Source organism: Pseudomonas sp. MDT1-85 (genome assembly GCF_054898065.1).
On the sequence record NZ_CM142715.1, the window covers coordinates 2,364,421 to 2,389,199 of the forward strand.

The 24,779-nt window shown below is 59.6% G+C and carries 17 protein-coding genes and 1 other RNA gene; 12 read left to right on the top strand and 6 right to left on the bottom strand.

From position 1 onward, the window contains the following. Nucleotides 1-15: 15 nt before the first annotated feature. The 3 genes from xdhC to xdhA form a co-directional block, all read right to left on the bottom strand. Entirely contained in the window at nucleotides 16-861 is an 846-nt protein-coding gene (gene xdhC, locus ACYZT2_RS10740) for a xanthine dehydrogenase accessory protein XdhC (protein WP_461971959.1), read from the bottom strand. 142 nt (nucleotides 862-1,003) lie between these two features. Beyond that, nucleotides 1,004-3,403 carry a xanthine dehydrogenase molybdopterin binding subunit gene (xdhB, locus tag ACYZT2_RS10745; protein WP_461971961.1) on the bottom strand — a complete coding sequence of 800 codons (2,400 nt, stop codon included), beginning with the start codon at nucleotides 3,401-3,403 and terminating at the stop codon, nucleotides 1,004-1,006. Then, a complete protein-coding gene (gene xdhA, locus ACYZT2_RS10750) occupies nucleotides 3,396-4,850 on the bottom strand; it encodes a xanthine dehydrogenase small subunit (RefSeq protein WP_461971963.1) in 1,455 nt (484 codons plus the stop codon). Before xdhA ends, xdhB begins: the two co-directional genes overlap by 8 nt. 266 nt (nucleotides 4,851-5,116) lie before the next feature. Between xdhA and ACYZT2_RS10755 the strand changes: the two genes are divergently transcribed. The 6 genes from ACYZT2_RS10755 (at nucleotide 5,117) to ffs (ending at nucleotide 14,546) form a co-directional block, all read left to right on the top strand. After that, a complete protein-coding gene (locus ACYZT2_RS10755) occupies nucleotides 5,117-5,776 on the top strand; it encodes a GntR family transcriptional regulator (RefSeq protein ID WP_461971965.1) in 660 nt (219 codons plus the stop codon). 2 nt (nucleotides 5,777-5,778) lie between these two features. After that, entirely contained in the window at nucleotides 5,779-9,267 is a 3,489-nt protein-coding gene (gene smc, locus ACYZT2_RS10760) for a chromosome segregation protein SMC (protein WP_461971967.1), read from the top strand. Nucleotides 9,268-9,525: 258 nt separating this feature from the next. Further along, nucleotides 9,526-10,377 carry a cell division protein ZipA gene (gene zipA, locus ACYZT2_RS10765; protein WP_461971969.1) on the top strand — a complete coding sequence of 284 codons (852 nt, stop codon included), beginning with the start codon at nucleotides 9,526-9,528 and terminating at the stop codon, nucleotides 10,375-10,377. A gap of 157 nt (nucleotides 10,378-10,534) precedes the next feature. Next, nucleotides 10,535-12,892 (top strand): NAD-dependent DNA ligase LigA, encoded by a 2,358-nt coding sequence (ligA, locus tag ACYZT2_RS10770; protein WP_461971971.1) that lies wholly within the window; start codon nucleotides 10,535-10,537, stop codon nucleotides 12,890-12,892. Nucleotides 12,893-13,082: 190 nt separating this feature from the next. Continuing rightward, nucleotides 13,083-14,246 (top strand): zinc-binding metallopeptidase family protein, encoded by a 1,164-nt coding sequence (locus ACYZT2_RS10775; RefSeq protein WP_461971973.1) that lies wholly within the window; start codon nucleotides 13,083-13,085, stop codon nucleotides 14,244-14,246. A 203-nt stretch (nucleotides 14,247-14,449) separates the two neighbouring features. After that, nucleotides 14,450-14,546, top strand: an RNA gene (gene ffs / locus ACYZT2_RS10780) — signal recognition particle sRNA small type. A gap of 184 nt (nucleotides 14,547-14,730) precedes the next feature. Here the strand turns inward: ffs and ACYZT2_RS10785 are convergent. Further along, entirely contained in the window at nucleotides 14,731-15,045 is a 315-nt protein-coding gene (locus ACYZT2_RS10785) for a helix-turn-helix domain-containing protein (protein WP_007933342.1), read from the bottom strand. A gap of 416 nt (nucleotides 15,046-15,461) precedes the next feature. Here ACYZT2_RS10785 and ACYZT2_RS10790 point away from each other — a divergent pair, with 416 nt between their 5' ends. Further along, on the top strand, nucleotides 15,462-17,162 hold the full coding sequence (locus ACYZT2_RS10790; RefSeq protein WP_461971975.1) for a putative bifunctional diguanylate cyclase/phosphodiesterase: 1,701 nt from the start codon (nucleotides 15,462-15,464) through the stop codon (nucleotides 17,160-17,162). Nucleotides 17,163-17,302: 140 nt separating this feature from the next. On the opposite strand, the gene ACYZT2_RS10795 is transcribed toward ACYZT2_RS10790, so the two are convergent. Further along, a complete protein-coding gene (locus tag ACYZT2_RS10795) occupies nucleotides 17,303-18,043 on the bottom strand; it encodes a substrate-binding periplasmic protein (protein ID WP_461971977.1) in 741 nt (246 codons plus the stop codon). A gap of 144 nt (nucleotides 18,044-18,187) precedes the next feature. On the opposite strand from ACYZT2_RS10795, the gene dnaX reads away from it, so the two are divergent. The 5 genes from dnaX (at nucleotide 18,188) to ACYZT2_RS10820 (ending at nucleotide 24,024) form a co-directional block, all read left to right on the top strand. After that, complete coding sequence (gene dnaX, locus ACYZT2_RS10800; RefSeq protein WP_461971979.1) at nucleotides 18,188-20,287, top strand: DNA polymerase III subunit gamma/tau; 2,100 nt, start codon at nucleotides 18,188-18,190, stop codon at nucleotides 20,285-20,287. Between the two features lie 67 nt (nucleotides 20,288-20,354). Further along, nucleotides 20,355-20,693, top strand: a complete 339-nt coding sequence (locus ACYZT2_RS10805; protein WP_007905413.1) for a YbaB/EbfC family nucleoid-associated protein — start codon at nucleotides 20,355-20,357, stop codon at nucleotides 20,691-20,693. A gap of 285 nt (nucleotides 20,694-20,978) precedes the next feature. After that, nucleotides 20,979-22,016 (top strand): NADP-dependent oxidoreductase, encoded by a 1,038-nt coding sequence (locus ACYZT2_RS10810; RefSeq protein WP_461971982.1) that lies wholly within the window; start codon nucleotides 20,979-20,981, stop codon nucleotides 22,014-22,016. A 74-nt stretch (nucleotides 22,017-22,090) separates the two neighbouring features. Further along, on the top strand, nucleotides 22,091-22,693 hold the full coding sequence (gene recR, locus ACYZT2_RS10815; RefSeq protein WP_095051991.1) for a recombination mediator RecR: 603 nt from the start codon (nucleotides 22,091-22,093) through the stop codon (nucleotides 22,691-22,693). Nucleotides 22,694-22,875: 182 nt separating this feature from the next. After that, the gene (locus ACYZT2_RS10820; RefSeq protein WP_461971984.1) at nucleotides 22,876-24,024 is read left to right on the top strand and encodes an acyl-CoA dehydrogenase family protein; all 1,149 of its coding nucleotides are present in this window, start codon (nucleotides 22,876-22,878) and stop codon (nucleotides 24,022-24,024) included. A 137-nt stretch (nucleotides 24,025-24,161) separates the two neighbouring features. On the opposite strand, the gene ACYZT2_RS10825 is transcribed toward ACYZT2_RS10820, so the two are convergent. Continuing rightward, on the bottom strand, nucleotides 24,162-24,710 hold the full coding sequence (locus ACYZT2_RS10825) for an adenine phosphoribosyltransferase (RefSeq protein ID WP_461971986.1): 549 nt from the start codon (nucleotides 24,708-24,710) through the stop codon (nucleotides 24,162-24,164). Nucleotides 24,711-24,779: the final 69 nt, after the last annotated feature.

Genomic DNA, 24,779 nt, shown 5'->3' on the forward strand with positions numbered 1-24,779 from the left:
TCAGTTTCAGGCTTATCAATTGGAAGCTTGGCTGCGGCGTGAAGCAGGCAGCAGTTTGGCAATCGATGATCCGGCGCTGGCAGTGTGCTGGCCGAAGTTCGCGTTATAGGTGGCGATAATTTCGCCAGCGATGGAGATGGCGATTTCCACAGGCAACTTGCCTTTGACTTCGCCGATGCCCATCGGGCAGCGCATGCGTTGCAACACGGCGCTGTCGAAACCACGGTCACGCAAGCGGTGTTCGAACTTCACACGTTTGGTCTTCGAACCGATCAGGCCGAAGTAGGCGAAGTCGTTGCGCTTGAGGATCGCAGCAGTGAGTTCGAGATCGAGTTGGTGGTTGTGGGTCATGACGATGCAGTAGCTGCCGGCGGGCAGGTCATCGACTTCATCCACCGGTTCTTCGGCGACGATCTTGCGCACGCCGTGGGGAATCTGTTCAGGGAATTCGGCTTCCCGGGAATCGATCCAGCGCACCCGGCAGGGCAGGCTGGCGAGCAGCGGCACCAGCGCCCGACCGACGTGGCCGGCGCCGAATACTGCAATCTGCGCCTGGACCTGGCCCATTGGTTCGAACAGCAGCACGGTCACGCCGCCGCAGCACTGGCCCAGGCTGGCGCCAAGGCTGAAACGCTCCAGGTGGGTGTCCTGCCGACCGCTGGCCAGCATCTCGCGGCCGATCTGCATGGCCTTGTATTCCAGATGTCCGCCACCGATGGTGTCGAACGTTTGCGTGGCGCTGATGACCATCTTCGAGCCGGCATTACGCGGCGTCGAGCCGAGCTCTTCGATAATGGTCACCAACACACAGGGTTCACCCTGGGATTGCAGGTCGGCGAGGGCGTCAATCCAGTTGTACATATTCACCTCAACATTTCTGTTGTCTATCCGGGCCTCATCGCTAGCAGGCTAGCTCCCACATTGTTTTGTGGTGTCCACACATTTTGGATTCCCCACGAATCCTGTGGGAGCTAGCCTGCTAGCGATTGGCCGCGCCTCGGTATCAGAGCGAAGCCAACTCAACTTCGGTTTCAACAGCTTTCGCCACCTTCAACTGCCGCATCTGCTCACAACCCCACAACACCCGCTCCGGGGTCGCCGGTGCGTCGATTTTCGGTTGATGCTGGTAGTCGCCCAAACTGGCCACGGCGTCCTTGATCGCACACCACGCCGCAATGCCGAGCATGAACGGCGGCTCACCCACGGCCTTGGAGTGGAACACCGTGTCTTCCGGGTTCTTGCGGTTTTCTACCAGCTTCACCCGCAGGTCCAATGGCATGTCTGCCACCGCCGGGATCTTGTAGCTGGCCGGGCCATTGGTCATCAGTTTGCCTTTGTTGTTCCACACCAGTTCTTCCATGGTCAGCCAACCCATGCCCTGGATGAAACCACCCTCGACCTGACCGATGTCGATCGCCGGGTTCAGCGAGTCGCCGACATCGTGAAGGATGTCAGTGCGCAGCATCTTGTACTCGCCGGTCAGGGTGTCGACGATCACCTCGGCGCAGGCTGCACCGAAGGCGTAGTAGTAGAACGGCCGACCCCGCGCCTGACTGCGGTCGTAGTAGATTTTCGGGGTCTTGTAGAAGCCGGTGCTCGACAGCGACACCTGGGCGAAATACGCCTGCTGGATCAGCGATTCAAATGTCAGGATGTGATCGCGAACCCGCACGTGACCGTTGTGGAATTCCACGTCTTCTTCGCTGACCTTGTATTGCCGCGCGGCGAATTCCACTAGGCGTTTCTTGATGATTTCAGCTGCGTTTTGCGCCGCTTTACCATTCAAGTCGGCACCACTGGAAGCAGCGGTTGGCGAAGTGTTCGGGACCTTGTCGGTGTTGGTCGCGGTGATCTGTACGCGGTCCATTTCCACCTGGAACACTTCAGCCACGACTTGCGCAACCTTGGTGTTCAGACCCTGGCCCATTTCGGTGCCGCCGTGGTTCAGGTGGATGCTGCCGTCGGTATAGATGTGGATCAGTGCACCGGCCTGATTGAGGAAGCTGGCGGTGAAGGAAATACCAAATTTCACCGGGGTCAGCGCCAGGCCTTTTTTCAGGATCGGGCTGTTGGCGTTGTAGCGACGGATCGCTTCGCGACGCTCGGCGTACTGGCTGCTTTCTTCCAGTTCGGCGGTCATTTCCTCGAGCATGTTGTGCTCGACGGTCTGGTAGTAATGGGTGACATTGCGCTCGGTCTTGCCGTAGTAGTTGGCCTTTCGCACGGCCAGCGGATCGAGGCCCAGATGGCGGGCAATCGCGTCCATCACTTCTTCGATGGCGACCATGCCTTGCGGGCCACCGAAGCCACGGTAAGCGGTGTTCGACGCGGTGTTGGTTTTGCAGCGGTGACCGTTGATGGTCGCGTCGCCCAGGTAGTACGAGTTGTCGGCATGGAACATCGCGCGGTCGACAATCGACGCCGACAAATCCGGTGAGCAACCGCAATTACCGGCCAGTTCCAGCGCAATGCCGTGCAGGCGGCCAGTGCTGTCGAAGCCTACGTCGTACTCGACGTAGAACGGGTGACGCTTGCCGGTCATCAGCATGTCTTCGACACGCGGCAGGCGCATTTTGGTCGGCTGACCGGTCAGGTGCGCAATCACCGCGCACAGGCACGCCGGGCTTGCCGCTTGAGTTTCCTTGCCGCCGAAACCACCGCCCATGCGGCGCATGTCGACGACGATTTTATTCATCGACACGTCCAGCACTTCCGCCACCAGTTTCTGTACTTCAGTGGGGTTCTGGGTGGAGCAGTAAACGATCATGCCGCCGTCTTCGGTCGGCATCACCGAAGAGATCTGGGTTTCCAGATAAAAGTGTTCCTGGCCACCGATGTGCAGCGTGCCCTGGATGCGATGCTCTGCGGTAGAAAGCGCAGTGGCCGAATCGCCGCGCTGATGGGTGTGGCTGTCGAGCACGAAATGGCGTTTGCGCAGGGCTTCAACCACGTCCAGCACCGGCTCCAGATCTTCGTATTCGATGATCGCGGCCATGGCGGCTTTGCGTGCGGTTTCCAGGTCTTTCGCCGCAACGGCGAGCACCACTTGACCGACGAATTGGACGTCATCAATGGCCAGCAACGGGTCACCCGGCAGCAATGGGCCGATGTCTTTCAGGCCCGGTACGTCTTTGTGGGTGATAGCGATGCGCACGCCTTCAAAGGCGTAACAAGGCTTGGTATCGATGCTGATGATCTTCGCGTGGGCACGGTCCGACAGCCGTGCGTAAACGTGCAGCTGATTGGGGAATTCCAGCCGATCGTCGATGTACTGCGCTTCACCGGACACGTGCTTGTCGGCGCTGTCGTGCTTGACGCTGCGGCCGACGCCGGTGGTCAGGTCCTTGGCGAATAGTTCAGCCAGTTCGGCTTGGGTCTTCTCTACAGTGTGATGATTAGACATAAGCGGTCACCCGAGTCTCGATGTGCGGTGTTTGCAGTTCGATGAAGTATTTACGCAGCAGATTCTGCGCGCTGAGCTGGCGGTATTCCTTGCTGGCGCGGAAGTCCGAGAGTGGCGTGAAGTCTTCGGCCAACGCAGCGCAGGCGCGTTCGAGGGTGGCGTTGTTGAACGGCGCACCCAGCAGGGCGGCTTCGCAGTTTTTGGCGCGTTTTGGAATGGCCGCCATGCCGCCGAAAGCAACGCGGGCGTCGGCGATCACGCCGGTGTCGATGCGCAGGTTGAACGCGGCACATACGGCGGAAATGTCATCGTCCAGACGCTTGGATACCTTGTAGGCGCGGAACAGTTGTTCAACGCTGGCCCGCGGCACGATGATCTTTTCGATGAACTCGCTTTCCTGACGCGCGGTCACCCGGTAATCGATGAAGTAATCTTCCAGAGCCATGGTGCGGCGGGTTTCGCCTTTGCACAGGACGATCTGCGCGCCGAGAGCGATCAGCAGCGGTGGCGTGTCACCAATCGGCGAGGCGTTACCTATGTTGCCGCCCAAAGTGCCCTGGTTGCGGATCTGCAAGGAAGCGAAGCGTTGCAGCAATTCACCGAAGTCCGGGTACTCGGCCTTCAAGGCGTCGTAACAGTCGGAGAGCGCGGTAGCGGCGCCGATTTCCAGGCGATCATCGAAGCGTTCGATGCGTTTCATTTCGGCGACGTTGCCGACGTAGATCATCACCGGCAAGGTGCGGTGGAACTGCGTAACTTCCAGCGCCAGATCGGTGCCGCCGGCCAGCAGGCGGGCTTGTGGATAAGCGTCATAGAGGTCGGCCAGATCGGCCACGGTCAGCGGCACCAGGCAGCGTTTGTCGCCACTGTTGAGTTCGCCGATGTCGGTGGGGGCGATGGCTTTCAGGCGAGCGATGGTGTCCGCTTCGCGAGCATCGAATTGGTCGGGTTGTTTGCCGCAGCAGGATTGCTCGGCGGCGGCCAGGATCGGCCGATAGCCGGTGCAGCGGCAGAGGTTGCCGGCCAGCGCTTCGTGGGCTTTATGGGCGTCGGGCTCGTCGCTGTTCTTTTGCAGCGCGAACAGCGACATCACGAAGCCCGGCGTGCAGAAGCCGCACTGCGAACCGTGGCACTCAACCATGGCTTTTTGCACGCTGTGCAGTTCGCCTTGATGCTTGAGGTCTTCGACGCTGATCAGTTGCTTGCCGTGCAGCGAGGAGACGAACGTCAGGCACGAGTTGAGGCTGCGATAGCGAATGTGTTCGCGGCCCAAGTCGTCCGTCTGCAACTCGCCGACCACCACGGTGCAGGCGCCACAGTCGCCGCTGGCGCAGCCTTCTTTGGTGCCGGGTTTGCCCACATGTTCGCGCAGGTAATTGAGCACGGTCAGGTTCGGGTCCAGGGCGTGCTCGCTACGGAGTTCCTGGTTTAGTAAAAACTGGATCACGGAAGGCCTCGCAAACTCATTATTGTTGTTAACCGACATGAGCCGAATTTATCAGGTCTGACTTTTCGGTCAATGATTTTCTGACTTAAAGGTCAGGAAATAGCATTTTGTCGATCAACGACTCGTTCCTTCATTATTGACCCTCACGGGATAGCTTGCTTTTTGCTTGAATCGTGCCAAAAACCGCTGGGTGGGCACTCCGCCATGACCCATCAATTGCGCTACACTGCGCCGCTTGTGCAGATCGAAGAGTTTGAAGGACAACCATGACGTTCAAGGCGCCGGACAGCCTCGCCGAGCAAATCGCTCACCACCTCGCCGAACGTATCATTCGTGGCGAAATGAAGCCGGGGGAGCGCATTCAGGAACAGAAGGTCACGCTGGCGCTCAATGTCAGCCGCGGTTCAGTCCGTGAGGCCTTGCTGATTCTCGAGCGCCGCCACTTGATCGCGATTTTGCCGCGACGTGGCGCCCATGTGACCGAACTCACGGCGCACAAGGTGCAGAGCCTGTGCACGCTGATGAGCGAGTTGTACATTCTGCTCGGCAACGCCGTGGCCAGCGGCTGGCAAGTCCAGGCCGACATGGTGCCGTTCCTGCAGATCCAGCAGCGCCTGACCGACAGCTACGAACGCCAGGACATCCGCACGTTCGTCGACGACAGCTTCAGTGTGATGCGTGCCGCCTATCCATTCGCCAACAACCCGTACTTGCAGGAAACCGTCGAGAATTTGCAGCCAGCCATGAGCCGCGCGTATTTCCTCGCGCTGGATCAGCGCAAGGCCTCGATGAGCGAGTTCCTCGAGCTGTTCGAGCGCTTGCTCGCTGCCGTGCTGGCTCGTGATTTTCCTCAGATCCGCGTGGTGCTGACGGCGTATGCCCAGCGCAGTTGCGATCTGGTGATTTCTGCCCTGACGGTCGCTTAAGCGTGCGGCTCAAGTGCATCAAACTGGCGGGGTTCAAATCCTTCGTCGACCCGACCACGGTAAACTTTCCCAGTAACATGGCGGCCGTGGTCGGCCCCAATGGCTGCGGCAAGTCGAACATCATCGACGCCGTGCGTTGGGTGATGGGCGAGAGCTCGGCCAAGAACTTGCGCGGCGAGTCGATGACCGACGTCATCTTCAACGGCTCGACCAGCCGTAAACCGGTGAGTCAGGCCAGCATTGAACTGGTATTCGACAACTCCGACGGCACCCTGCTCGGCGAATGGGCCGCCTATGCGGAAATTTCCATTCGCCGAAAAGTGACCCGCGACAGCCAGACCACCTACTACCTCAACGGCACCAAATGCCGTCGCCGCGATATCACCGACATCTTTCTGGGTACCGGCCTGGGCCCGCGCAGCTATTCGATTATCGAGCAGGGGATGATCTCCAAGCTGATCGAGTCCAAGCCCGAAGACTTGCGCAATTTCATCGAAGAAGCCGCCGGTATTTCCAAGTACAAGGAACGTCGGCGCGAGACTGAAAACCGTATCCGCCGCACCCACGAAAACCTTGCCCGCCTGACCGACCTGCGCGAAGAGCTCGAGCGTCAGCTTGAGCGCTTGCACCGCCAGGCCGAGGCCGCCAAGAAGTATCAGGAATATAAAGGCGAAGAGCGCCAGCTCAAGGCCCAGCTGTCGGCCCTGCGCTGGCAGGCGTTGAACGAACAGGTCGGCCAGCGCGAGTCGATCATAGGCACTCAGGAAGTCACCTTCGAAGCTCTGGTGGCTGAGCAACGCAATGCCGACGCGGCCATCGAGCGCCTGCGTGACGGTCATCACGATTTGTCCGAACGCTTCAATCTGGTGCAGGGGCGTTTCTATTCGGTCGGCGGCGACATCGCCCGGGTCGAGCAGAGCATTCAGCACGGTCAGCAGCGTTTGCGTCAGCTACAGGACGACTTGAAAGAAGCCGAACGCGCGCGGCTGGAAACCGAGTCTCACTTGGGCCACGACCGCACCTTGCTGCTGACCTTGGGCGAAGAGCTGGACATGCTCACGCCGGAACAGGAAGTCACCAGCGCCGCCGCCGAAGAAGCTGCTGCCGCGCTCGAAGAATCCGAAACCACCATGCACGCCTGGCAGGAACAATGGGACACGTTCAACCTCACCGCCGCCGAGCCACGCCGTCAGTCTGAAGTTCAGCAGTCGCGAATCCAGCAGCTGGAAACCAGCATGGAACGTTTGGCCGATCGCCAGAAGCGTCTTGGCGAAGAACGTGCGTTGCTCTCGGCAGATCCCGAAGACGCGGCGATCATGGAACTCAGCGAGCAGTTGGCTGCGTCCGAGGCCACGCTCGAAGATTTACAGGCCAGTGAAGAGGCTCAAGTCGAGCGCCTCGAGCAACTGCGTCAGGAACTGCAGCAAGCCCTATCGGCGCAGCAGCAAGCCCAAGGTGATTTGCAGCGTCTCAACGGTCGACTGGCGTCGTTGGAAGCCTTGCAGCAAGCCGCGCTCGATCCCGGCACCGGCACCGCCGAATGGCTGCGCGAACAGCATCTGGCGGATCGTCCGCGTCTGGCCGAAGGCCTGAAGGTCGAGGCCGGTTGGGAACTGGCGGTGGAAACCGTGCTCGGCGCCGACCTGCAAGCCGTGCTGGTGGATGACTTCAGTGACTTCGATCTGGCCGGGTTTGCCCAAGGCGATTTGCGCCTGCTCAGCCCGGCCAGCGATGGCGTGCGCATGCCTGGCAGTTTGCTCGACAAGGTCGAGGCGCAGATCGATCTGTCGCCGTGGCTGGGGCAGGTCAAACCGGTCGACAGCCTTGAGCAAGCCTTGGCGTTGCGCGGGCAATTGGTCGCCGGGCAAAGCCTGATCAGCCGCGACGGTTACTGGGTCGGCCGACACTTTTTGCGTGTGCGCCGGGCCAGCGAAGCGGAAAGCGGCGTGCTCGCCCGTGGCCAGGAAATCCAGCGTTTGGGCCTTGAGCGCGAAGAGCGCGAAGCCACGGTCGAAACCCTCGAAACCCAACTTCAGAATCTCAGGGCGCAGCAGCGTCAGCAGGAAAACGGTCGCGAACATTTGCGCCGTTTGCTGCAAGACGAAGCCCGTCAGCAAGGCGAATTGAAAGCCCAGTTGTCCGCCGGCAAAGCCAAGGTCGAGCAATTGACCCTGCGCCGCACCCGTCTCGATGAAGAACTCACCGAGCTGAGCGAACAGCGCGCCCTGGAACACGAAAACATCGGCGAAGCGCGCCTGCAATTGCAGGAAGCTCTCGATAGCATGGCGCTGGACACTGAGCAGCGCGAGTTGTTATTGGCCCAACGCGACAGCCTGCGCGAGCGCCTCGACCGGGTGCGTCAGGAAGCCCGACAGCACAAGGATCATGCACATCAACTGGCGGTTCGCCTCGGTTCGCTGAAGGCGCAACACGACTCCACTCGTCAGGCCCTCGAACGGCTGGAAATGCAGTCCGAGCGCCTGACCGAGAAGCGCGAACAGCTCAGTCTCAATTTGGAAGAGGGCGAGGCGCCACTGGAAGAACTGCGCCTGAAGCTCGAAGAGTTACTCGACAAGCGCATGACGGTTGACGAAGAACTCAAGACCGCGCAAATGGCCATGGAAGATGCCGACCGCGAACTGCGTGACGCCGAAAAACGCCGTAACCAGGCTGAACAACAATCGCAATTGATTCGCGGCCAGATGGAAACGCAGCGCATGGAATGGCAAGCCCTGACCGTGCGTCGCAAGGCTCTTGAAGATCAACTGCTGGAAGACGGTTACGACCTTCATGGCGTGCTCGCCACGCTGGTGGCTGAAGCCAATGAGAAAGACGCCGAAGAAGAACTCGAGCGCATTGCCGCGCGGATCCAGCGCCTGGGCGCGATCAACCTCGCGGCCATCGACGAATACCAGCAACAATCCGAGCGTAAACGTTATCTGGATGCTCAGAACGATGATTTGGTGGAAGCGCTGGACACGCTCGAGAACGTGATTCGCAAGATCGACAAGGAAACCCGAAACCGCTTCAAAGATACCTTTGATCAGATCAATGGTGGTTTACAGGTCCTTTTCCCAAAAGTTTTCGGTGGCGGACGCGCGTATTTGGAACTGACGGGCGAAGATCTACTCGATACTGGGGTAACGATCATGGCGCAGCCGCCAGGAAAGAAGAACAGCACCATCCATTTGCTCTCCGGTGGTGAAAAAGCCCTGACCGCATTGGCCCTGGTATTTGCCATCTTCAAGTTGAATCCGGCGCCGTTCTGCATGCTCGATGAGGTTGACGCGCCATTGGATGACGCTAACGTTGGACGCTACGCACGGCTGGTCAAAGAGATGTCGCAGACGGTGCAGTTCATCTACATCACCCACAACAAGATCGCCATGGAAATGGCCGATCAATTGATGGGGGTGACGATGCACGAACCCGGTTGCTCGCGTCTGGTGGCAGTGGATGTGGAGGAGGCGATGGCCATGGTGGACGCCTGAGTCATTGCGTGTAGGGCAAGTAATTTTGAGCTGTAGGGCTTTTTACCTGCCTTGACTTGCTGGCCAATCGACACAATTCGCGCAAGCCACTGAGAGAGACGGTGTAAAGTTGCCTTTGGTCGTGCTAGTTTAATGTCAATTTTTCGTATACGTGGGCAAAACGCCTGTCAGAACATAGAGTTGGCGCCACGTTTTAAAGCGGTTTGCACAATGTAAACCCCTTATTTTTCAGCATTTTTTATAGAGGCACGGGATTACATGGAAATCGGTCTGCGCGAGTGGCTGATCGTCATCGGCATTATTGTCATTGCCGGTATTCTTTTCGATGGCTGGCGTCGCATGCGCGGCGGCAAGGGAAAACTGAAATTCCGTCTTGACCGAAGTTTGTCCAATTTGCCGGATGAGGACACCAGCGCCGAGCTGTTGGGCCCGCCTCGTGTGCTGGATACCCATAAAGAACCGCAACTGGACGAACATGATCTGCCGTCGGTGAGCATGCCTGCCCGTGAACCTCGCGAGTCGGGTTCCAAGCGCGGCAAGCGTGGCCATGGCGAACCATCGCAAGGCGACTTGAACCTCAACCTGGATCTGGACGGCGGCCCGAGCTTCAACAGCCGTGACGACGATTTTCCGGATGACACCAAGCCCGCCAGCTCGGTCGAGAAAGACCAGCCGCAAGCTGAAGAAGTGCTGGTGATCAGCGTGATCTGCCGCGACCAGGCCGGCTTCAAGGGCCCGGCGCTGTTGCAGAACATTCTGGAAAGCGGTCTGCGTTTTGGCGAGATGGACATTTTCCACCGCCACGAAAGCATGGCCGGTAACGGCGAAGTCCTGTTCTCCATGGCCAACGCGGTCAAGCCGGGTGTCTTCGATCTGGATGACATCGATCATTTCAGCACCCCGGCGGTGAGCTTCTTCCTCGGTCTGCCAGGCCCGCGTCATCCCAAGCAAGCCTTCGACGTGATGGTGGCTGCGGCACGCAAACTGTCCCAGGAGCTGAACGGCGAACTGAAAGACGACCAGCGCAGCGTCCTGACCGCCCAAACGATTGAGCACTACCGTCAGCGCATCGTCGAGTTCGAGCGTCGCGCCCTGACCCAGAAGCGTTAAAGTCAAAAGATCGCAGCCTCGTTTCACTCGACAGCTTCTACAGGGTTCGCGATTTTCTGTAGGAGCTGTCGAGTGAAACGAGGCTGCGATCTCTTGAGCTTGATGAGATGAGATAGGAGCAGCCTCGGCTGCTCTTTTGCTTTATGAGAGAACACCCATGACCGCCGCCAAAAACCGCATTCTAGAGCTGCGCGCCGAGCTCGATCAGCACAATTATCGCTACCACGTGCTGGATGAACCCAGCATTCCGGACGCCGAATACGATCGCTTGTTCCACGAGCTCAAGGCCCTCGAAGCGGCCCATCCCGAACTGATCACCAGCGACTCGCCGACCCAGCGTGTCGGCAGTGCGGCGCTGTCGGCATTCACTCAGGTGCGTCATGAAGTGCCGATGCTCAGCCTGGGCAACGCCTTCGAAGAAACCGACATGCGCGAATTCGATCGCCGGGTGACGGAAGGGCTGGACCTGCCGGTCGGCGACTTGTTCAGCGGTGGCGCGGCGGTGCAGTACAGCTGCGAACCCAAGCTCGATGGCCTGGCGGTCAGTCTGCTCTATCAGGACGGTGTGCTGGTGCGCGGCGCCACCCGCGGTGATGGCACCACCGGCGAAGACATCAGCGTCAACGTGCGCACCGTGCGCAATATCCCGCTCAAGCTGCATGGCACCGGCTGGCCGGCAACCCTGGAAGTGCGTGGCGAAGTATTCATGTCCAAGGCCGGTTTCGAACGGCTCAACGCCACGCAACTGGAAGTGGGCGGCAAGACCTTCGCCAACCCGCGTAACGCGGCGGCGGGCAGTTTGCGGCAGCTGGATTCGAAGATCACCGCCAATCGTCCGCTGGAATTCTGCTGCTACGGCATTGGCCAGATTTCGGCCGATATCGCCGACACGCACATTGGCAATCTGAAGCAACTCAAAGCCTGGGGGATGCCGATCAGTCATGAGCTGAAACTGGCGCATGGCATCGAAGAATGCCTGGATTACTACCGCGACATCGGTGAGCGCCGCAATGCGCTCCAGTATGAAATCGACGGCGTGGTGTTCAAGGTCAACAGCATTGCGTCCCAGCGTGAACTGGGGTTCCGCGCTCGCGAACCGCGCTGGGCGATTGCCCACAAATTCCCGGCCATGGAAGAACTCACCGAATTGCTCGACGTGGAATTCCAGGTCGGTCGCACCGGTGCCGTGACACCAGTAGCACGCTTGAAACCGGTCAGGGTCGCGGGTGTCACCGTGGCCAACGCGACCTTGCACAACATGGATGAAGTGGCGCGGCTGGGCCTGATGATTGGCGACACGGTGATCATCCGTCGTGCCGGTGATGTGATTCCGCAAGTGGTGCAAGTGGTTGTCGAACGCCGTCCGGAGAATGCCCGGCCGGTGCAAATTCCCGAGCAGTGCCCGGTGTGCGGCTCTCATGTCGAGCGCACGCAACTGGTCAAGCGCAGCAAGGGCCGCGAGACCATCAGCGAAGGCGCGGTGTATCGCTGCGTCGGGCGTCTGGCCTGCGGTGCGCAGCTCAAGCAAGCCATCATTCACTTCGTTTCGCGCCGCGCCATGGACATCGAAGGGCTGGGCGAGAAGAGCGTCGAACAACTGGTGGATGAAGGCCTGGTGAGTTCGCCGGCTGATCTCTATGCCCTGACGTTCGAGCAGATCGTCGACCTGGAAGGCTTTGCCGAACTGTCGAGCAAGAACCTGCTCGGCGCCATCGAAGACAGCAAGCAGCCGAGTCTGGCGCGCTTCATCTACGCCTTGGGCATTCCCGATGTCGGCGAAGAGACGGCCAAGGTCCTCGCGCGTTCTCTCGGCTCGCTGGAGCGGGTTCAGCAGGCATTGCCGCACGTGCTTACGTACTTGCCCGATGTCGGCCTGGAAGTGGCTCACGAGATTCACAGCTTCTTTGAAGACGCGCATAACCAGCAGGTGATCAAGGATCTACTCAAGCACGGCCTGCAGATTCAGGATCAGGGCGAGCTGGGTGCCGAATTTTCCGCCAGTACCACGCTGGGCGGCTTCCTCGACAAGTTGCACATTCCGTCGGTAGGGCCGGGCGGGGCGCAGAAGCTTGCGGACAAGTTCGGCTCGCTCGAAGCAGTGATGAGTGCTGATTGGCTGGACATGCGCCAGGCGCTGCCGGAGAAGCAAGCGACTTCGGTTCGCGAGTTTTTTGCGGGCACTGAAAATCGTCAGCTCGCCGAGGCAGCCGAAAAGCAGTTGCGCGATTTCGGCATGCATTGGCAGAGCGAGAAAAAAGTCGTCGAAGGGTTGCCTCTGGCCGGGCAGACTTGGGTGCTGACCGGTTCGCTGGAGCTGATGAGTCGCGATGTCGCCAAGGACAAGCTTGAAAGCCTCGGCGCCAAAGTGGCCGGTTCCGTGTCGGCCAAGACCCATTGCGTGGTCGCCGGCCCGGGCGCGGGTTCGAAGCTGGCCAAGGCCAATGAGCTGGGGTTGAGGGTGCTGGATGAAGAGGCGTTTGTCGGGTTTCTGAAGAAACACGGTATCGACATTTAAGATCGCCAAGATCGCAGCCTTCGGCAGCTCCTACAGGGGGGGGCGGTGTCGTTTCCGCCTAACGTGTGAGCACCAATCTCATGTAGGAGCTGCCGAAGGCTGCGATCTTTTGATCTTGCCCACACAGAACGCAGGAACGATCACGGTACAAGAATGATCTAGTCTTGGCAGGCCCCAGGGAGAGATCGCCATGTACCGCTTCTTCGAACAGCTCAGTTCACGCATCGCCGCCCCCTTCATGGGCGAGCGTTTGCGCAACAGCAAGGTCTGGCATTGCCGCTGCGGGCAGTCGCTGTTCTTTCGCAACAGTCAGTGCCTGGCCTGTTCGGCAGCGCTGGGCTATCAGCCGCGGCAGAGCCGCTTGTCTTCGCTGCAACCCGGCCCGCAAGCGGATACCTGGTTGCTCGACGCCGATCCCGATGCGGGTGTGTTCCGCCGCTGCGCCAATCTCGACTCTCCGGCCGCATGCAACTGGCTGCTGCCGGCCAATGATCACGATGCCTTGTGCATCGCCTGTAGCCTGAATCGCACCATCCCCGACTTGTCGATCCCCGAGAACCACGAGCGTTCGCGCAAAGTGGAAATCGCCAAGCGTCGTCTGGTGGCGCAACTGATCAGCCTGGGCTTGCAGGTCATTCCGAAAACCGTGGACGAAGAAACCGGTCTGGCCTTCGATTTCATCGGTATCGACCTCGAAGGCAAGCCGCCGACCACCGGGCATGCCAACGGTCTGATCACCCTCGATATCAAGGAAGCCGACGACGCCCACCGCGAGCAGGTCCGCGTGCAGATGCACGAACCTTATCGCACGCTGCTCGGGCACTTTCGTCACGAGGTAGGGCATTACTACTGGGACCGCTTGGTCGTCAACAGTCATTGGCTGGAACCGTTTCGGGACTTGTTCGGTGACGAACGAGCCAGCTACGCCGAGGCCCTTGAGCGGCATTATCAGCAAGGCGCGCCGCTCGACTGGCAGCAACATTACGTCAGTGCCTACGCCACCATGCACCCTTGGGAAGACTGGGCCGAAACCTGGGCTCATTACCTGCATATGATGGATGCGGTGGACACCGCCCTGGGGTTTGGCATGAGTGCCCGGGAAATGGATTTCGATTACCAGCCGTTTCCACCCAGCACGCTATTCGACCCACAGCACCCCGGCGGCCCGGCATTCCTGTCGTTCGTCAACGCATGGATCGAACTGGCCGGCATGCTCAACGAATTGTCACGCAGCATGGGCCAGCCGGATTTCTATCCGTTCATCTTGCCGTCGGCGGTGATTGCCAAGCTGCACTTCATTCATCTTGTGATTCAACAAGAGGGCGGCAGGGCGGATGAGGTGTTGATGCAATAAGATCAAAGGAACGCAGCCTGCGGCAGCTCCTACAGGTGTACGCCGACCCAATGTAGGAGCTGCCGCAGGCTGCGATCTTTTCAAGATCGCCGCAGGTACTTGAAGCGACTCATATTTTTTAATACCCACGAACGGTTGTAACTTCGTCTCAGATAGGTACAATGGCGCGGCTCGCCGTCAGGTGAGCGTCGTTATGGTGACCCCATCGGTCCCCCCGCAACGATCAACCGTGAACCCGGTCAGGCCTGGAAGGGAGCAGCCGCAGCGGTGACATTGTGTGCCGGGGTGTGGCTGGTGGGGTTGCCTCCATAACGCTACACGAACCCTCTTTCGTGTTTTCTATCTAAAAATACTGTTTTGTTTCCCTGCCATGGAGTTCATCCGGAGCGGTGTTTTATCGTTTCCGAATTTAAGCGCGAGTTATAAAAAAGGAGGCCGATCTGTCGCATTCGACAGATCGGCCTCCTTTTTTCATTTACTGGCATCAAGGCTTGGACAAGGCCTGGTCAACCGCTGCGATCAGCTTTCCCAGATCCTTCGGGGTGGCTTTGTGTATGACGCTGAACAGGTACGCCCGCTGTTCATCTTCGTCGCCCAGATCTGCGAAAAAGGCTTTCAGCTTCACGCCCAGCACGTCGGCAAGCAGGAACAATGCTTCCACGCTGGGCGTATAGGTGCCGGTTTCGAAGCGGCTGATGGTTTTGGGGTCAAAACCGGTTTTTTCGCCGAGTTCAGCCTGAGTAAGCCCTGCGACCTTGCGGTAGCGTCGGATGGCTGGACCCAAACTTGAAATTTGCATCGCTCAATTCCCATTTAGAATCAAGAACTTAACGATAGATTTTTGCATTAGGCAACTGCATGATCCATCACCTTGCTTTGCAAAATGTGATGCATTTCGTAGAATCGCCGCTTCGAAGGGGTTTTTGGTGATCCGCTCTCTGAAGTTTAGGCGATATGAAACAGCCAGCATTGCGTTCCCTGCCGGGTATACGCAGAGGCCGTTGGCGTTCTGAACCTTGCGAAATGTTACCAGAGTCGGTGTTGCTGCCTTGCCCGAGGCCTTTGAGCCTGGTTGAACTTCGGGGAGGCCGGGGGGCCATCAAATGCTGTTCATGGAGTGATAACGTGTTTCTGCGCAGTACGTCTCAAAACATCTCTTCCGGGCATCCTGCGCTGGTCGAGCGGTACCACCGCTAGCGACAGTGAGCCTGACTCATGGATGAGAAATACCGCAGGGCCGTGGATGCTGCCGCGATTTTTTCCGAGACCGATCTCGACGGCCGGATTACCTACGTCAACGATCAATTCTGCGCCGTGTCCGGCTATAGCCGCGAAGAGCTGCTGGGGCAGAATCATCGCTTGCTGAACTCCGGCTTGCACTCCGCCGATTTTTTCGCCGCCATGTGGCGCACCATCGCCCTGGGTAATATCTGGAAGGGCGAAATCTGTAATCGCGCCAAGGATGGCAGCCTGTATTGGGTCGACAGCACCATGGTGCCGGTGCTGGATGACGCCACCGGGCGCGTTCACCGATACCTGTCGATTCGTTTCGATATCAGCGAAAAACGCCAACTGCTGCAGTCCCTGCAATGGCGGGTTGGGCATGACGTGCTGACCGGGCTGCCCAATCGCGCCTTCCTGTCGGATTTGCTCGATCAGGCGCTGGAATTCTCCCGGCATGAAAACATTCCGCTGGCGGTGTGCATGCTTGACCTCGACGGTTTCAAGGCGGTCAACGACGGTTACGGTCACGCCAGTGGCGATATGTTGCTGGTGGAAGTGGCCAAGCGTTTGCGTGACATTGTGCGCGGCGAAGACGTTGTGGCGCGACTGGCCGGTGATGAGTTCGTGCTGGTGTTGCGTTACGTGCGTGATCTGCCGGAGTTACGTGCGGCGCTGAATCGCGTGTTGGGGGCGATTTCGGCGCCTTATTCACTGCATGGCAAGGACATCAATGTGTTTGCCAGTATCGGCGTCACCCTGTTTCCCCACGACAACGAAGATGCCGAAACCCTGCTGCGTCATGCCGATCAGGCGATGTACGTGGCCAAGCAGAGCGGGCGAAACCGCTTTCATCTATTCGATGTCTCGCGGGATCAGGAGGTCAAAGCCACTCACCAGACTGTCGAGCGGGTGCGTCAGGCGCTGGCCGCCGGTGAGTTACGCCTGCATTTTCAGCCCAAGGTAAACATGCGCCGTGGCGTAGTCGTCGGTTTCGAGGCGTTGTTGCGTTGGGAGCATCCGCAAAACGGCATGGTGCCACCTCGGGAGTTTTTGCCGCTGGTGGAGGACACTGACCTGATCATCGATATCGGTGAATGGGTAATGGACCAGGTGCTGTCGCAGTTGCACCGTTGGCAGCAAGCGGGGCAGGGCTGGCCGGTCAGTATCAATATTGCGGCGCGACATTTTCAACGCGCGGACTTCGTCGACCGGCTCAGGCAGGTACTCGCTCGACATGCCCAGGTCGCCCCGCAGATGCTCGATCTGGAAATCGTCGAATCGGTGGCGATCGAGAATATCCAGCATGTCAGTGCCTGTTTACAGGCCTGTCAGGCGTTGGGCGTGCAGTTTTCGCTGGGTGACTTTGGCACGGGTTATTCGTCTCTGAGTTACCTCAAGCGTTTACGCACCCAAACCATCAAGATCGATAAGTCGTTCGTGCGTGACATTCTGAATGATCGTGACGACCTGGCCCTGACTACTGCGGTGATTGGCCTGGCCCGGGCGTTCGGTCGGCAGGTGATTGCCGAGGGGCTGGAAAGCGTTGAGCACGGCGAATTGCTGTTGCGGCTGGGGTGCGAAGTCGCTCAAGGCTATTTCATCGCTCGCCCCATGCCGCCCGGTGAGGTGCCGGACTGGGTGGCGAGGTTTATCGCCCCGTCGCAATGGCAGACGCTCGGCCAGACAGCTTGAGCCATCGGCGCCCTGTAGCAGCTGGCGAAGCCTGCGTTCGGCGGCGTAGCCGTCGTAAATCCTGAGTTCACGGTTTAACTGAAGATCGCAGGGCCTGTTATCACGACGGCTGCGCCGCCGAACGCAGCCTTCGGCAGCTGCTACGGAGCAAGGTTACCGGTATAGAGCCGGATGATGTCATCGATCTCCCCGGAGATTTTCATTTTCAGCAAGGTGCGCAGAATGCGCTGTACGGGTACTTTGGGGTCGTTGCGCACGTAGCAACTGACGGCTTGTTCATGCACCAGCGCTACGCTTTGCAGTTGCTGGTCGGGCAGCAGACGATGGTTGAACCAGTCCAGAGTCCATTGGTTGCTCACCGCGTAGTGGTAGCGTCCTGCCAGCAGTTTTTCCAGTACTTGTTCCTGATTGCGCGCGTCGTCGCGGTGGAGCCGGTCGGCGTCGAACAACGGTTGCAAGGTCGGGTAGTTATAGCCACGCACGGTGCCGATCGACTGTTGCGACAGCTCTGCCGGAGTGATCGAAGGTGAGCCTTGCCGACCAATCAGCAAGTCGTGCTGAACCAGCAGTGGAACGCTCCAGATATAATCCCCGGACAGGTTCGGCAGCCAGGATTGTGAGACATAACAGCGCACATCGACTTCGCCGTGATCCATGGCGTTTTGCACCCGGGCCCGAGGCAATATATGAAATTGCGCCGGCACGCCGACCTGTGTCGCCAGGCTGAGCATGATGTCATGCAAAATGCCCTGGGTCGGTCGGCCGCGCTCGAACTGCACCATGGGCATGGCCCAGCTGTCGGATACGACAAAGCGTAACGGTGCTTCAGCGGCTGCGACGCTCAGGCTCACCCATAACAATGCCCCCAAGGCAAAACGCATAAACGCTCCGGTACGGCTCAAACGTGGGCCAATAAAAGCCCTTCAAAGTGCAGCTTAGCCAGAATAGACGAGCGCACCGGATGCAATTTTGGCCTTGCTCCGCTAGCATTAGCCGCTTCTGTTCCTTCGTTGCGACGGTTTTCGATGAGTTATCAGGTTCTTGCACGTAAATGGCGTCCGCGCTCGTTCGGCGAAATGGTCGGCCAGACCCATGTGCTCAAGGCTCTGATCAATGCCTTGGACAGCCAGCGGCTGCACCACGCGTACCTGTTTACAGGGACGCGCGGGGTCGGCAAGACCACCATCGCGCGGATCATCGCCAAATGCCTGAACTGTGAAACAGGTATCACTTCGACCCCCTGCGGCGAGTGCTCGGTGTGTCGCGAAATCGATGAGGGGCGCTTCGTCGACCTGATCGAGATCGACGCCGCGAGCCGGACCAAGGTCGAAGACACCCGCGAGCTGCTCGACAACGTGCAGTACGCACCGAGTCGCGGGCGCTTCAAGGTCTACCTGATCGACGAAGTGCACATGCTCTCCAGCCATTCCTTTAATGCGCTGTTGAAAACCCTTGAAGAGCCGCCGCCCTACGTCAAGTTCATCCTGGCCACCACCGATCCGCAGAAACTTCCGGCAACGATTCTGTCGCGGTGCCTGCAGTTCTCCCTGAAGAACATGACCCCTGAACGGGTGGTCGAGCATTTGACCCACGTGCTGAGCGTCGAGAACGTGCCGTTCGAAGACGACGCGCTGTGGCTGCTGGGCCGCGCCGCCGATGGTTCGATGCGCGATGCCATGAGCCTCACCGATCAGGCCATCGCTTTTGGTGAAGGCAAAGTCATGGCCGCCGACGTGCGGGCCATGCTCGGTACTCTCGATCACGGCCAGGTCTACGACGTTTTGCATGCGCTGATCGAAGGCGACGCCAAGGCGTTGCTCGAAGCCGTGCGCCATCTGGCCGAACAAGGTCCGGACTGGAACGGCGTGCTCTCGGAAATTCTCAATGTGCTGCACCGTGTCGCCATCGCCCAGGCGCTGCCTGAAGGCGTCGATAACGGGCATGGCGACCGTGATCGCGTATTGGCCCTGGCCCAGGCTTTGCCGGCCGAAGACGTGCAGTTCTATTACCAGATGGGCCTGATTGGGCGTCGCGATTTGCCGCTGGCACCGGATCCGCGCGGCGGCTTTGAAATGGTCCTGCTGCGAATGCTCGCGTTCCGACCGGCAGACACTGCAGACGCGCCGAGGCAGCCGCTAAAGACAGTGGGGATCAGCCAGGCCACAGTTGATTCCGCAAACTCAGTGGCTGCCGCGCCGGTTGTTGCGCCGGTAGTCGCTACGGCCGTTACACCGCCTCCGGTTGCGCCAGTGGTTGCTCCGGCGCCTGTCCCGGTAGCTGCGCCTGAGCCGGTCGCGCCTGTGGCTGTGCCCATAGTCGCGCCTGAGCCCGAGCCTGTTGTCGAACCCGTAGCGGTCGAAGAAGTCGTCGATCTGCCGTGGAACGACCCGGTAGAGCCTGAAGTTGTCCAGCAACCCGCCGTCGAGCCGGTGCTGGAAACGGCTGGCGAACAACCCGAATTGCCACCGATGCCCATGCTGACGCCGGACAGTGTGGTGCCGGATGCGCCGGAATGGGCCGCTGCGCCGATCCCGGAACCATCCGTTGCCGAAGTCGATGCCGCTACACCTGGCACGGATCAGGACGACGAGCCGCCGCTGGACGAGGATTACATCGAGCCGGACATGGATTCGGCTTATAGCTATCTCGACGAACTGGCCAGCGAGCACACCGCCGAACCTGCGCCGGAACCCGAACCTGAACCGGCCGCGATGCCGGCCACCGGTCTGGCCCTGCAATGGCTGGAGGTGTTCCCGAAACTGCCGGTGTCCGGCATGACCGCCAGCATCGGCGCCAACTGCACGCTGATCGCCGTCGATGGCGACAATTGGTTGTTGCACCTGGACCCGGCCCACAGCGCCTTGTTCAACGCGACACAACAACGTCGCCTCAACGATGCGCTGAACCAGTTTCACGGGCGCACGCTGACCCTGAGCATGGAGTTGATCAAGCCCGAGCAGGAAACCCCGGCTCAGGCCTCATCCCGGCGTCGCGCCAACCGTCAACGCGAGGCCGAGGAATCGATCCATGGCGATCCGTTCATCCAGCAAATGATGCAGCAGTTCGGGGCGGTGGTCCGTCACGATACTATTGAACCTGTCGTGGCCCTGGTCAGTCAGGACTAATAACTGAAGGCGCTCGGCCGCACTCGCCGGGCGCTGTTTTTATCCAAGTACTTTTGAGGTGATTCCCATGATGAAAGGTGGCATGGCCGGCCTGATGAAGCAGGCGCAGCAGATGCAGGAAAAAATGGCCAAGATGCAGGAAGAACTGGCCAACGCCGAAGTCACCGGTAAAGCCGGCGGCGATATGGTCACCGTGGTAATGACCGGTCGTCACGACGTCAAGCGTGTGACCATCGACCCAAGCCTGGTCGAAGGCCTGAGCGAAGACGACAAAGAAATGCTGGAGGCGGTATTCGCCGCAGCCGTTAACGACGCCGTGCGCAAGATCGAAGCCAACAGCCAGGACAAAATGTCCGGCGTGACCGCTGGCATGCAATTGCCACCGGGTATGAAACTGCCATTCTGATTCGCCAACGCAAAAAAATGCCAGGCATCGCGCCTGGCATTTTTGTTTCTGTCTGTTGGAAGTATGGTGCCTGTGAGGCAGCCTTCGCGGGCAAGCCTCGCTCCTACGGATATCGGTTATTCGCGAATATTCACACGATGCAAAACCTGTAGGAGCGAGCGGTGCGGCGATCCGACTTGCCCGCGAAGAAGCCAACTCGGTCCTTGGAAGAAACTTCGAACGCGACACCCACACAAAGGTCTGCTCCCTATACCGCCGAAATTCATCGATCAAGGAGACGTTCACATGCCACAAGCATTGACCCTCAACCAACGTATCGTTCTGGTGTCCCGCCCGGTGGGCGCGCCGACGCCGGAGAATTTCCGCCTGGAACGGGTAGCGCTGCCAGACTTGGCCGATGGTCAGATACTGCTCAACACGCTTTATCTGTCGCTGGATCCCTACATGCGCGGTCGTATGAGTGACGCGCCGTCCTACGCTGCCCCGGTAGAAATCGACGAGGTGATGACCGGTGGGGCTGTCAGTCGTGTCGAACGTTCGCTGCATCCGAAATTCCACGAAGGTGATCTAGTGGTCGGCGTTACAGGGTGGCAGAGCCACAGCATCAGCGACGGGCGCAACATCATTCCGATCCCGTCCGGGCTGCAGAGTCCGTCGATGGCACTGGGTGTGCTGGGCATGCCCGGCATGACCGCTTACATGGGATTGATGGACATCGGCCAGCCCAAGGAAGGCGAAACCCTGGTGGTAGCGGCTGCGTCCGGCGCGGTGGGATCGGTGGTCGGCCAAGTGGCGAAGATCAAGGGCCTGCGAGTGGTCGGTGTGGCCGGTGGCGCAGACAAATGCCGTTACGCGGTCGAGGAGCTGGGCTTCGATGCCTGTATCGACCACAAGCGCCCGGATTTCGCCGAAGAGTTGGCGCTGGCCTGCTTCAAAGGCGTGGATATCTACTTTGAAAACGTCGGTGGCAAGGTGTTCGATGCGGTGCTGCCACTGCTCAACCCTAAGGCGCGGATTCCTCTTTGCGGTCTGATTGCGTCCTACAACGCCCATGACGCCCCGAGCGGGCCGGATCGCTTGCCACAATTGCAACGCACGCTGCTGACCAAGCGTGTACGGATTCAGGGCTTCATTGTGTTCGACGACTACGCTGACCGTCAGCCGGAGTTCATCAGCGCCATGGCGCCGTGGGTGCGTGACGGCAAGGTGAAATTCCGTGAAGACGTGGTCGACGGCCTGGAGAACGCGCCTCGGGCGTTCATCGGTCTGCTGGAGGGACGCAACTTCGGCAAACTGGTGGTGCGGGTTGCGCGGGCTGAGTAATTGACGGTGCTATTTGACGCTAAACAGAGGCGCGGGTATAAACCGCGTCTCGTTGTTATGTCGGACTTTTCCCCATGAGCTTCAGCCCTTTGATTCGCCAACTGATCGATGCCCTGCGAATTTTGCCGGGTGTGGGTCAGAAAACTGCCCAGCGCATGGCGTTGCAACTGCTTGAGCGTGATCGCAGCGGCGGTTCGCGACTGGCCCAGGCGCTGAGCCAGGCCATGGAAGGCGTGGGCCACTGCCGCTTGTGCCGCACGCTGACCGAAGACGATCTGTGCCCGCAATGCGCCGATCCGCGCCGCGACGATACCTTGCTGTGTGTGGTGGAAGGTCCGATGGACGTTTATGCGGTGGAGCAGACCGGTTTTCGCGGTCGCTACTTCGTGCTCAAAGGCCACCTGTCGCCCCTTGACGGGTTGGGACCGGACGCCATCGGCATTCCACAATTGATGGCGCGGATCGAAGAGGCGGGTACGTTTGCCGAAGTCATCCTCGCCACCAACCCGACGGTGGAAGGTGAAGCCACGGCGCATTACATCGCCCAGTTGCTCAGCAACAAAGGCCTGATCGCCTCGCGCATCGCCCATGGCGTGCCGTTGGGTGGCGAGCTGGAACTGGTGGACGGCGGGACATTGGCGCATTCGTTTGCCGGGCGTAAGCCGATTGCCTTGTAGCGCCTGGGTTAATGCCATCGCGAGCAGGCTCGCTCCCACATTGAGTTTGCGGGTAGCACAAAACCCTGTGGGAGCGAGCCTGCTCGCGATGCAGACACCTCGGTCCATCTGATTCACACAATCCTGTTGAAAACCAAGCAAGCGCTCGGTTAACTTCGCTGAACCTTCAGTGGAGTTCGCCGATGCCTGCCTTTCAGGAATACTTCGATCCCAGCCACCAATTGGTCCGAGACAGCGTCAGACGTTTCGTCGAGCGCGAGATTCTTCCGGACATCGATCAGTGGGAAGAAGCCGAAAGCTTCCCCCGTGAGCTCTACCTGAAGGCCGGCGCGGCGGGGATTCTGGGCATTGGTTATCCAGAAGCCTTGGGTGGCAGCCACGAAGGCGATGTGTTCGCCAAGATCGCCGCCAGTGAAGAGCTGATGCGCTGCGGTTCCGGGGGGCTGGTCGCGGGGCTGGGCTCGCTGGACATTGGTCTGCCGCCGATTCTCAAGTGGGCCAGGCCCGAAGTCCGCGATCGCGTTGTGCCTCAGGTGCTGGCGGGCGAGAAGATCAGCGCCTTGGCCGTCACCGAGCCCAGCGGCGGCTCCGACGTCGCCAACCTGCAAACCCGTGCCGTACGTGACGGCGACTTTTACCGGGTCAGCGGCAGCAAAACCTTTATTACCAGCGGCGTTCGCGCGGATTTCTACACCGTCGCGGTGCGCACCGGCGAGCCTGGGTTTGGCGGCATCAGTTTGTTGCTGATCGAGAAGGGCACGCCCGGTTTCACTGTCGGTCGTCAGTTGAAGAAAATGGGCTGGTGGGCGTCGGACACCGCCGAATTGTTTTTCGAAGATTGCCGGGTGCCGGTGGGCCGTCTGATCGGGGCCGAGAACATGGGCTTCGCCTGCATCATGGGCAACTTTCAGAGCGAGCGTCTGGCCCTGGCGCTGATGGCCAACATGACCGCGCAGTTGGCGTTGGAGGAAAGTCTGAAATGGGCTCGTCAGCGCGAAGCCTTCGGCAAACCCATCGGCAAGTTCCAGGTGCTCAAGCACCGTCTCGCGGAAATGGCCACGGCGCTGGAGGTGTCACGGGAGTTCACCTACCGCCAGGCAGCAAAAATGGCCGCCGGGCAGAGTGTGATCAAGGAGATTTCCATGGCCAAGAATTTTGCTACCGACACGGCTGATCGCATTACGACCGATGCGGTGCAGATTCTCGGCGGCTTGGGTTATATGCGCGAGAGTCTGGTGGAGCGGCTGTACCGGGATAACCGGATTCTGTCGATCGGTGGGGGGACGCGGGAAGTGATGAACGAGATCATCAGTAAGCAGATGGGGCTTTAATTCTCGCTGTTGCGGCTGGCGCCATCGCGAGCAGGCTCGCTCCCACAGGGGATTTTCTGTGTACACAAGGTTTGTGCACGACTTAGATGAACTGTGGGAGCGAGCCTGCTCGCGATTGGCGTCAATGCAGACGCCGCTTACTTATCAGTCAACGCAAACTGCGTCAGACAAAAAGTAGGAATCCCCATATCTTCCAGCCGCTGCGAGCCACCCAGCTCCGGCAAATCAATGATCGCCGCCGCTTCATGCACCCGCGCGCCCATGCGCCGAATCAGGTTCGCCGCCGCGATCAGCGTGCCGCCAGTGGCGATCAGGTCATCGAACATCACCACCGCATCACCCTCACACAGGCTGTCGGCATGGACTTCGAGAAAGGCCTCGCCGTACTCGGTCTGATAACCCTCGGCCAGCACGTCGGCCGGCAGTTTGCCCTGCTTGCGGAACAGCACCAGCGGTTTGTTCAACTGATAGGCCAGTACCGAGCCGATCAGGAAGCCCCGGGCATCCATGGCGCCGATGTGGGTGAAGTCGGCCTCGACGTAACGATGGGCAAAGCTGTCCATCACCAGGCGCAGGGCCGTGGGTGACTGGAACAACGGAGTGATGTCGCGAAAGATCACGCCCGGCTTGGGGAAGTCGATCACGGGGCGGATCAGGGATTTGATGTCGAAGGAGTCGAAGACCATCGTCGAAGTGTCCTGGCGGGCTGCAAACGTCGCAGTATAACGGCGGCTGAACCGTTTCGCTCAGCCGCA